This window comes from Nocardioides ureilyticus (assembly GCF_051280745.1).
Classification (GTDB): domain Bacteria; phylum Actinomycetota; class Actinomycetes; order Propionibacteriales; family Nocardioidaceae; genus Nocardioides.
On record NZ_JBNCOG010000027.1, the window covers coordinates 38050 to 47650 of the forward strand.

The 9601-nt window shown below is 72.7% G+C and carries 11 protein-coding genes; 10 read left to right on the forward strand and 1 reads right to left on the reverse strand.

Annotated elements, in window-relative coordinates; translation table 11 throughout:
- The first annotated feature begins 7 nt into the window (after window positions 1-7).
- The 5 genes from rlmB (at window position 8) to ACSMHG_RS14770 (ending at window position 4827) form a co-directional block, all read left to right on the forward strand.
- Window positions 8-961, forward strand: a complete 954-nt coding sequence (gene rlmB / locus ACSMHG_RS14750; protein WP_435746423.1) for a 23S rRNA (guanosine(2251)-2'-O)-methyltransferase RlmB — start codon at window positions 8-10, stop codon at window positions 959-961.
- Window positions 962-969: 8 nt separating this feature from the next.
- Window positions 970-2544 (forward strand): metallophosphoesterase, encoded by a 1575-nt coding sequence (locus tag ACSMHG_RS14755; protein WP_435746425.1) that lies wholly within the window; start codon window positions 970-972, stop codon window positions 2542-2544.
- 10 nt (window positions 2545-2554) lie between these two features.
- Complete coding sequence (locus ACSMHG_RS14760) at window positions 2555-3703, forward strand: acyl-CoA dehydrogenase family protein (RefSeq protein ID WP_435746427.1); 1149 nt, start codon at window positions 2555-2557, stop codon at window positions 3701-3703.
- A gap of 137 nt (window positions 3704-3840) precedes the next feature.
- On the forward strand, window positions 3841-4092 hold the full coding sequence (locus ACSMHG_RS14765; protein WP_435746429.1) for a hypothetical protein: 252 nt from the start codon (window positions 3841-3843) through the stop codon (window positions 4090-4092).
- Between the two features lie 117 nt (window positions 4093-4209).
- Window positions 4210-4827: a GyrI-like domain-containing protein gene (locus tag ACSMHG_RS14770; RefSeq protein ID WP_435746431.1), complete on the forward strand. Its 618-nt coding sequence runs from the start codon at window positions 4210-4212 to the stop codon at window positions 4825-4827.
- A gap of 31 nt (window positions 4828-4858) precedes the next feature.
- On the opposite strand, the gene ACSMHG_RS14775 is transcribed toward ACSMHG_RS14770, so the two are convergent.
- On the reverse strand, window positions 4859-5242 hold the full coding sequence (locus tag ACSMHG_RS14775) for an ArsR/SmtB family transcription factor (protein ID WP_435746433.1): 384 nt from the start codon (window positions 5240-5242) through the stop codon (window positions 4859-4861).
- A 167-nt stretch (window positions 5243-5409) separates the two neighbouring features.
- Between ACSMHG_RS14775 and ACSMHG_RS14780 the strand changes: the two genes are divergently transcribed.
- The 5 genes from ACSMHG_RS14780 to ACSMHG_RS14800 all read left to right on the forward strand — a co-directional run.
- Entirely contained in the window at window positions 5410-5814 is a 405-nt protein-coding gene (locus ACSMHG_RS14780; RefSeq protein ID WP_435746435.1) for a four-helix bundle copper-binding protein, read from the forward strand.
- Window positions 5815-5850: 36 nt separating this feature from the next.
- Window positions 5851-6867, forward strand: a complete 1017-nt coding sequence (locus ACSMHG_RS14785) for an ion channel (RefSeq protein ID WP_435746437.1) — start codon at window positions 5851-5853, stop codon at window positions 6865-6867.
- Between the two features lie 59 nt (window positions 6868-6926).
- The gene (locus tag ACSMHG_RS14790) at window positions 6927-7613 is read left to right on the forward strand and encodes a DUF305 domain-containing protein (RefSeq protein WP_435746439.1); all 687 of its coding nucleotides are present in this window, start codon (window positions 6927-6929) and stop codon (window positions 7611-7613) included.
- Between the two features lie 146 nt (window positions 7614-7759).
- Window positions 7760-9259, forward strand: a complete 1500-nt coding sequence (locus tag ACSMHG_RS14795; protein WP_435746441.1) for an ABC transporter substrate-binding protein — start codon at window positions 7760-7762, stop codon at window positions 9257-9259.
- Between the two features lie 91 nt (window positions 9260-9350).
- Window positions 9351-9601: hypothetical protein (locus tag ACSMHG_RS14800; RefSeq protein WP_435746443.1), on the forward strand; the 251-nt coding region annotated here is incomplete at its 3' end.

Genomic DNA, 9601 nt, shown 5'->3' on the forward strand with positions numbered 1-9601 from the left:
CACCGTCGTGCCAGGTAACTCCCAGCGCAAGGGCGCGATCCGCAAGAGCGGCAAGGGCCCCACGGCCGGATCCGGGGGCCGGGTGAAGCGCGGCCTCGAGGGCAAGGGGCCGACTCCGAAGGCCAAGGACCGGCCGTACCACAAGGCCCACAAGGACGCGAAGCGCGCCGAGCGCCAGGCTCCTGCCCGGCCGCGGAAGCGCTCGAGCAGCGACGTCGAGTGGATCGCCGGCCGCAACTCCGTCGTGGAGGCCCTGCGCGAGGGCGTGCCGGTGACCGCCGTCCACGTCGCCGAGGGGGCCGAGCGGGACGGTCGGCTCCGCGAGGCGTTCCGCCTCGCGGCCGAGAAGGGCATCGGCCTGCTGGAGGTGCCCCGCGGCGAGCTCGACCGGATCACCAGCGGTGCGGTCCACCAGGGCCTGGTCGCCAAGATCCCCGCCTACGAGTACGCCCATCCCGACGACCTCCTCGACGCCGCGGCGGCGGACGGCGAGCCGCCGCTCGTCGTCGTGCTCGACCAGATCACCGACCCGCGCAACCTCGGCGCGGTCGTCCGTTCCGCGGCCGGCTTCGGCGCCCACGGCGTCGTCATCCCCGAGCGGCGGGCAGCCAGCATGACTGCCGCGGCATGGAAGACCAGCGCCGGCGCCGCGGCACGGATCCCCGTCGCGCAGACCGTCAACCTCGTCCGCCAGCTCAAGGCCTACCAGGACGCGGGCTGCATGGTCGTCGGGCTCGCCGCCGACGGCGACGTCACCCTGCCGGAGCTGGTGGCACCCGACGGGCTCGCCGAGGGTCCGCTGGTGATCGTGGTCGGCGCCGAGGGCGGCGGGCTGTCGCGGCTGGTCGCCGAGACCTGCGACCAGCTGGTCTCCATCCCCATGGCCAACTCCCTGGAGTCGCTCAACGCCGGCGTGGCCGCCTCGGTCACGCTGTACGCCGTCGCCCAGGCCCGCGCCTGAGGCCGTCCGTGCCCCGCCGGTACCTCGCCCTCGCGGCCGCCGTTGCGGTGTGGTCGGCGCTCGCGGGGGCCATCGGCGTCACGGTGTTCCTCCAGGACAGCCGGGCGATCACGGTCGCCAGCCACGACGCCGTCCTGCGCCCGACCCTCGACGGAACGGTCCTCGTACGGACCGGACCGGTGCTGCCCGACGTGCGCCTCGACGCCGGCTCGCGGATCGGCGTCGAGCTGCGGCTCGGCAAGACCGAGGCCGAGTCGACCGACGAGCTGCTGCGCCGCTACGCCTACATCGCCGGTCAGCCGGAGGGTGCCCGGGCGAAGGTCACCAACGTCGTGGGCGACATGGCGCGCGAGGCCGCGCTGCGGGGTGCTGCGCTGGCGCTGCTGCCCGTCCTCGTGTGGGTGCTGGTCGGCCCGGGTCGCCGGCGGGAGCTGCGCGAGGCGGTCCCGACCTGGCGCGGCGCGACCGCGCTCGCAGCGACCCTGGCGCTCGCGGTGGTGCTCCTCGAGCCGTGGGCGGACGACGACGAGCAGGTCGACGACGAGCGCGAGTGGGTCCCGCTCGCGGAGTGGGTCGGGCCGGGGGTCGACCTGCCGGAGGACGCCGAGGTGCTCGAGGTGCGCGGCGACGTCATCACCCGGCAGACCCGCCGCCTGGTCGAGAGCGCGATCAACACCTACGCCAAGAGCAAGGAGTTCTATGCCACGGCGGCCGAGGACGCCGCCGAGCTCGTCCTGCGGGAGCCCGCCGAGGACGAGACCGTCGTGGCCCTCGTGTCCGACCGGCACGACAACATCGGCATGGACCCGGTTGCCCGGGCGATCGCCGATGCCGCGGGCGCCACGGCGGTGTTCGACGCCGGCGACGACACCTCCGCCGGCGAGGCCTGGGAGGCGTTCTCCCTCGACTCGGTGACCGCTGCCTTCGAGGACCTGGAGCGGTACGGCGTCGCCGGGAACCACGACAACGGTGACTTCGTCACCGACTACCTCGCCGAGCGGGGCTGGACCATGCTGGACGGCGAGGTCGTGGAGGGTCCCGGCGGCGCGCCGCTGCTGGGCGTCGACGACCCGCGCGCCAGCGGCCTGGGCAGCTGGCGCGACGAGACCGGGCTCTCCTTCGGCGAGGTCGCCGAGCGGCTCGCGGACGAGGCGTGCGAGGCGGAGGAACGCGTCGCCACGGTGCTGGTGCACGACGCGAACCTCGGCAGGGACGTCCTGGAGCGGGGGTGTGCCGACCTGGTGATCGGCGGCCACCTCCACGTGGCGAGCGGGCCCACGCGCGTGGTCGGGGAGAACGGTCAGGTGGGGCACACCTACACGACGGGGACGACCGGCGGCGCGGCGTACGCCATCGCGATCGGCTCGAAGATCCGCCGGACGGCGACGGTCTCGCTGCTCACCTACGGTGACGGCCGCCCGGTCGGGGTGCAGCAGGTCGACCTGCTCACCAACGGGGTCTTCGAGGTCGGGGAGCACGTCGCCCTGTCCTACGAGACCGACGACGAGCGGCCGACGGTGGTGCCGCCGCCGACCGGTGCACCGGGGCCCGCGCCGCTGCCCGGTGACCCGGCCGCCTCCTAGGCTGGTGCCCATGGCGACGGACGTGGACAGGTTGCTGCCGGGCGAGGATGCGGAGGCGCTGCTCGGCCTCGCCCGCTCGATCGCGCGCGAGAAGCTCGCGCCGCAGGTGGACGGCATGGAGGAGCGCGCGGAGTTCCCGGCCGAGGCGTACGCCGTCCTCGGGCGCGCCGGTCTCCTGAGCCTGCCGTTCGCGGAGTCGTACGGCGGCGCCGACCAGCCCTACGAGGTCTACCTCCAGGTCGTCGAGGAGCTCGCGGCCGTGTGGCCGAGCGTCGCGGTCGGCGCGAGCGTGCACACCCTCACCGCGACGGTGGTCGCGGGGAACGCCTCCGAGGAGCAGTGCGGGCGGTGGCTGCCGCGGATGCTCTCCGGCGGGTGGCTCGGCGCCTACTGCCTCTCCGAGCCCCAGGCCGGCTCCGACGTCAGCGCGATCGCGACACGGGCGACCCGGGAGGGCGACGACTACGTCCTCACCGGCACCAAGCAGTGGATCAGCAACGGGTCCCACGCCGACTACTACATCGTCTTCGCCCGCACCGGCCCCGACCCGAAGCGCGGGCTGTCGGCCTTCATCGTCCCCGGCGACACCCCCGGGCTGGCCTTCGGTGCGCCGGAGCGGAAGCTCGGCCTGCACTGCGACGTGACGACGCAGGTCGTCCTGGACGGCGCCAGGGTGCCCGCCGCGGACCGGGTCGGCGCAGAGGGCGACGGCATGCGGGTCGCCCTGTCGGCGCTCGACGCCGGCCGGCTCGGCATCGCCGCCGTCGCGACCGGGATCGCCCAGGCCGCGCTGGAGCACGCGGTCGCCTACGCCGGCGAGCGTCACCAGTTCGGCCGTCCCATCGGTGAGTTCCAGGGTCTGCAGTTCCTCCTCGCCGACATGGGCGCGGAGGTGGAGCGGGCCCGGGCGACGTACCTCCACGCCGCCCGGCTCAAGGACGCCGGCCGGCCGTTCTCCCGGCAGGCCAGCATCGCGAAGGTCACGGCCAGCGACGCCGCCATGCGGGTGACGACCGATGCCGTGCAGGTCCTCGGGGGCAACGGGTACACCCGCGACTACCCGGTCGAACGGCTGTTCCGGGACGCCAAGATCACCCAGATCTTCGAGGGCACGAACCAGATCCAGCGCATGGTGATCGGCCGCGACCTGCTCCGCTGAGCCGGCGAACGGTAGGTGAACGGCGCCGCAACGTCTGCTCCAGCCCTTGGGTCGGGGGAGTCGGCACCGCACCGTGGAAGGTGCGTGAGACCGACCCCCGACCGGGTCTCCGGCCCGGTCCACGAGAGGAGCACGACATGAGCGCACCGCAGGACGAGAAGCAGCAGTCCCACCGTGACCGCGTCGTCGACGAGGTCGTCGACAAGGTCAGCCAGCGCCAGGCGATCGACCGCGACGAGGTCGAGGTCCGGCAGCGGGCCGAGGAGGCAGTGGACGGTCTCATCGAGGAGCCCGTGCAGACCTTCACCCCGCTGCTCGCGGAGAACGAGGTCGTCACCGGCCTGGTGGGCCCGGACCGCGGTGCCGCCGCGGGAGGCGACCTGCGCTGACCCGGCGCTGACCCGGCGCCCGGGCCACCGGCGGCCGGGCGCCGTGTTTGCGGTGACGGGCCGGATCCACGAGGATCCACGCGTCGGCCGGCGGAGCGGGCGGAGGAGCGGATCGCGTTGGAGAGCTACGACGTCAAGCGGGCCCGTCGGGACCTGTACTCCGCCAGGCAGCACGTCTGCACCGTCGTGGACGTGCCCGCGATGTCGTTCCTCGTCGGGGACGGCGCGGGCGACCCGAACACCTCGGACGACTACCGCGCCGTCGTGAGCGCGCTGTACGTGACGTCCTATGCCATCCGCGCCCTCGCGGTCGAGGAGGTCGGCCGCAAGCACACGGTCGCACCGCTGGAGGGTCTGTGGTGGGCCGAGGACCTGCGCGCGTTCGCGCGCCGGGACGCCGGCGAGTGGTGCTGGCGGATGATGATCGGCCAGCCCGACTGGATCGACGCCGACCTGGTGGCGCGGGCCAAGGAGCGCGCCGCCACGAAGGTCGACGCGTCGGTGCTCGACCGCCTCCTCCTCGAGGAGCTCGCCGAGGGCCCGTGCGTCCAGGTCCTCCACGTCGGCCCCTACGACGAGGAGGGGCCCACCATCGCGGCGATGCACGCGTTCATCGAGGACCGGGGGCTCGAGCTCACCGGTCGGCACCACGAGATCTACCTCGGCGACCCGCGCCGGGCGGCGCCGAACCGCCTGCGGACCATCCTGCGGCAACCGGTCGTCCGCTGCCGGTGACACCGGGACGCCGGCGGCTCGGTCACCTCCGTCAGTCGTCGTCGACCGGGGCCCGTGACATCTCGACGAGCTGGCGCAGGCAGTGCTCGCGCAGAGGATCGGGGAACCCCTCGGCCAGCCGGTAGAAGACGGTGCGACCCTCCTTGCGGCGCGCCACGAGGCCGGCGGTGCGCAGGACGCGCAGACCGTAGGAGACGGCGTCCTCGCTCACCGACAGGGCCAGGGCCAGGTCGCCGACGCACAGCTCGTCGACGACGTCCAGGGCGTAGAGCAGCCGGGCGCGCGTCGGGTCCGCGATGATCGAGAGCACGCTCGTGAGCCGGTCGCCCTCCTCGGCGGAGGGGAGGCGCTCACGGGCCTTCGCGACGCGGCCGGGATCGACCGGGTGCTGATGGGTCGCGGCGGAGTGGTGCATGCCGCGCCCGGTACCCACGCGGCGCCGCGTGACAGCAGCCGATCCCACGGGTCATCCGGACAGTCGTGCGGATGACCGGGTCCGTGGCCGGGTACCCGCCCCCTGATTGCGGTGGCGCAAGCGGGTCCGCCAGCCGGGTGTCCCGTCGCCGCGACGAGGGAGGAACCATGACCCACGAGAAGATGCTCGACACCTACCCCGGTGAGATCGGCGGGGTCGACCGGGAGAAGCTGGCCGCCTGCATCGCCGCGTGCTTCGAGTGTGCGCAGGCCTGCACGGCGTGTGCGGACGCCTGCCTGGCCGAGGAGATGGTGGCCGACCTTCGAGCCTGCATCCGCAACAACCTCGACTGCGCCGACGTCTGTGCGGCGACCGGGAGCATCCTGTCGCGACAGACGGCCGGTGACGCGAGGGTGGTCCGCGCGATCCTCGAGGCCTGTGCCGCAGCCTGCAAGGCCTGCGGGGACGAGTGCGCGTCCCATGCGGAGATGCACGAGCACTGCCGCGTCTGCGCCGAGGCGTGCCGCCGCTGCGAGCAGGCGTGCCGCGAGCTGCTGGCCTCCATGGCCTGAGCCGCACCACGCCTGGACCTGGGAGGAAGGACGACCGTGCTGGACGTGGTGCTGCTCGTGGCCGGCGCGCTGCTGCTCGTCGCCGTCCTGGGCGACGCGCTGGTCACGACCCTGGCGACCTCCGCCGGGGCCGGCCCGCTGACGAGCCTGGTGCTCGGCGGCCTGTGGCGCGGCATGCTCAAGCTGCACCGTCAGGACCAGGGGTCGTCCTTCCTCACCGCGGCGGGGCCGATCGTGCTCATCTGCACGGTGCTGACGTGGGTGGGCATCCTCTGGGCCGGCTGGACCCTCGTCTTCCTCGGCTCCGACGCGATCGTCGACGCGAGCAGCAAGCGGCCCGCCGACGTCGCCGACGTCGTCTACTACGCGGGCTTCACCGTCTTCACGCTCGGGACCGGCGACTTCGTCGCCACGACCCCGGTGTGGCGGATCGCCACCGCGGTCGCCTCCTTCTGCGGCCTCTTCCTCGTCACCCTGGCCATCACCTACCTGCTCTCGGTGCTCTCCGCGGTCGTCGCCCGGCGCGCCCTCGCCGTGCAGATCCACGGCCTGGGCTCCTCGCCGGCCGGGATCGTCGCGCAGGGCTGGACGGGGGAGGGGTTCGGGAGCATGTTCCAGCAGCAGCTCGTCTCCCTCGGCGCGTCCGTCGCCGTGTCGGCCGAGCAACACCTGGCGTACCCGGTGCTGCACTACTTCCACTCCTCCAGCCGGCAGCTGGCAGCGCCCGTGGCGATCGCCCACCTCGATGACGCGCTGACCATCCTCCACGAGGCGATCGCGCCGGCCCAGCGGCCGGAGCGCAGCGCGGTGGTGCCGCTGCGGTCCTCCGTGGCGCGCTACCTCTCCACCGCCAGTGACACCGCGTGGGTCCCCGACGCCGATCCGCCGCCCGCACCCGACGTCGGTGAGCTGACCGCCGCCGGCGTGCCGATCCTGGACGGCGCGCGCACCGGAGAGGTCTTCCGCCGCCACGACGAGCGACGCGCCAGCCTGCACCGCCTCGTGCTGAGCGACGGCTGGTCCTGGACCGGGCCGCCCCCCGGCGACCGCTGAGACTCCCAGACTCGATCCCTGCCCCCGACCCGACCGCGCCACACCCACAGGAGCTCCCCATGGACGACCAGAGCCACGCCCACCACGGTGCCGACCACGGTGCCGACCACGGTGACGACCGGGATGCGGCGATGAAGAAGAAGCACGAGCGGCGGATGTACCTGCGCTTCGCCGCCATGATCGCGACGTCGACCGCCGTGATGTTCGTGCTGACCTACAGCAACACCTACCAGTTCGAGCACATCCACTACAGCCAGGAGCGGCTCTACATGGCGCTGCTCATGGGCGCCGCGATGGCGATGGTGATGCTCTCCTTCATGGTCTCGATGATGTACAAGAGCCGCGCGCTCAACGCGGTGGTCGTCGTGACCGCGATCGCGCTCTTCGGTGCCGCCTACACGGCCTCGCGCACCCAGCTCTTCGTCGACGACGAGCGGTACATGAAGGCGATGGTCCCCCACCACTCGATCGCCATCCTCACCAGTGAGCGCGCCGACATCGACGACGTGCGTGTCCGCCAGCTCGCCGACGAGATCATCCGCACCCAGCGGCTGGAGATCAAGGAGATGGAGTGGCTGCTGGAGGACATCGAGGAGCACGGCCTGGCCACGACCGACGAGGAGGCCGCCGAACGTCCGATCCCGGACTTCGAGGCCTCCGCCGGCGCGTCGCTCGCCCGCGCCGACGCAGCCGCACGCGAGGTCCAGCTGCTCGAGGCACTGCGCCACCTGGTCGCGGGCGGCTGATTTCGGCCGGCACGGGCTTCGCATGGTCCGGAGCGCAAGGGTGTAGCCGGATCGTGACGTGGACATGCCTGTGGGCACCGTCACCTTTTTCCTCTACTCTCGTTGAGAACTAGTACGTGTTCTAGTTTTCTCTCCGTGGAGGACCTGTGCCCACCCTGCGACGCACTCGCGCCGGATCGGTCGCCCTCGGCGTCCTGGCCGGTGCCCTGACGCTCAGCCTCGCCGCCTGCGGGTCCCAGCTCCAGCCCGACCAGGTCGTCGGTGCCGGCGGGGTGCCGGTCGCGGGCGGTGACCCGGTCGGTGGCGTCGTGCCCGGGGACCCCTCGAGCGGCGACATCCCCGGGTCGGGCACGGTCGGCTCCGACGGGACCGGTGGCACCAGCGGCACCGACGGCACCAGCGGGACCCCGGGCAGCAGCGGCTCAGGTGACCCGACCGGGGGCTCGGGTGGCGGCGACGCGCCCCAGGCTGGTGGCGAGAACGCACCCACCGGTGGCACGAAGGCCGGCTCCTGCGAGGGCTTCAAGAACACCACGGGGATCACCGACTCGACGATCACCATCGGCAACGCCTCCGACATCTCCGGCCCGGTCCCGGGCATCTTCGAGGCGGCGCAGGACGCGGTGAAGGCCTACGTCGCCTACTTCAACGCCTCCAGCAAGATCTGTGGGCGACAGCTGGCGCTGAAGGCCTACGACAGCCGCACCGACGCGGGCGCCGACCAGCAGGCCTACTCCGACGCGTGCGACAACACCTTCGCCGTCATCGGCTCGATGTCGGCCTTCGACTCCGGCGGGGCGGCCGTCGCGGAGGACTGCGGGCTGCCCGACGTCCGGTCCGCGGCAGTGACCAACGAGCGGCAGGCGTGCAGCACCTGCTTCGGGGCGCAGTCGACGGTGGCCACGGAGTTCCAGAACGCCGTGCCCGACTACGTGCTCAAGAACTTCAAGGCGGCCTCGCAGAACGCCGCGATGCTCTACATCAACGCCGGCGCCGCGGCCGAGAACGGCAAGCTCCAGGCGCAGGCGATGACGAAGCGGGGCATGAAGTTCACCTACGTCAAGCCGATCGACATCGCCGAGTTCAACTACGCTCCGTACGTCCAGCAGATGAAGGACGCCGGCGTGAAGTACGTGCAGATGATCGCCCAGCCGGCGCAGTTCGTGCGCCTGGCCGACGCGATGAAGCAGCAGGGCTTCAAGCCGGACGTCTTCATGATCGACCCCTCGGCCTACGACTCCGAGTACGTCAAGTCGGGCGGGGACGCCGCGGACGGCACGACGGTGTTCTTGAACTTCACGCCGTTCGCCGAGGCGAGCTCCAACAAGGAGATGCAGCTGTACACCAGCTGGCTGCAGCAGGTGAAGCCCGGTGCCGAGCCGTCGTTCTTCGGGGTCTTCGCCTGGTCGGCGGCCCGTCTCTTCGCCGAGCGCGCGACCGCCCTGGGTGCCAAGCTCACTCGGCCCGCCTTCGTCGCGGAGATGAAGAAGGTCGACAACTGGACGGCGAACGGCATGCACTCGCCGCAGCGCCCGGGTCCCAAGCGCACCGGCGAGTGCTGGCGGTTCATCAAGCTCGACGGTGGCACGTGGAGCCCCGTGGGCGGCACCAAGTACCAGTGCTCGGGAACCACGCTCGTCGGCTGACGCCCGGCGTCCCGCCTGTGGCGCACGTCACCAAGGCCGCCGTCCCTCGTTGACCGCACACCGAACCGATCCGCGAACCGTGGGAGGAACCATGTCGCAGCAGGTGCCTGGGCGCCGCTCGCGGGCGAGCCGCTCGACGGCCGCCGCGGCGCTCACCCTCGCCGCGGTCCTCCTCGCGGCCTGCGGTTCGCAGGTCGCGCCGGAGACCGTCTCCCTGCTCGCCACGGCGAACGGCACGGGCGGGCTGGGCCCGGCGGGCGTCGATCCGGCCACCGGCGAGATGCCCGGCTCGGGGCCGGCCCTCGACCCGGTCGGCGGCTCCGGCGACGTGTCGGGCACCGG

Coding starts and splice junctions, on each gene's coding strand:
- ACSMHG_RS14760 (WP_435746427.1), top strand. CDS start 2,555: ATGGCGACGGACGTGGACAGGTTGCTGCCGGGCGAGGATGCGGAGGCG.
- ACSMHG_RS14765 (WP_435746429.1), top strand. CDS start 3,841: ATGAGCGCACCGCAGGACGAGAAGCAGCAGTCCCACCGTGACCGCGTC.
- ACSMHG_RS14775 (WP_435746433.1), bottom strand. CDS start 5,242: ATGCACCACTCCGCCGCGACCCATCAGCACCCGGTCGATCCCGGCCGC.
- ACSMHG_RS14780 (WP_435746435.1), top strand. CDS start 5,410: ATGACCCACGAGAAGATGCTCGACACCTACCCCGGTGAGATCGGCGGG.
- ACSMHG_RS14790 (WP_435746439.1), top strand. CDS start 6,927: ATGGACGACCAGAGCCACGCCCACCACGGTGCCGACCACGGTGCCGAC.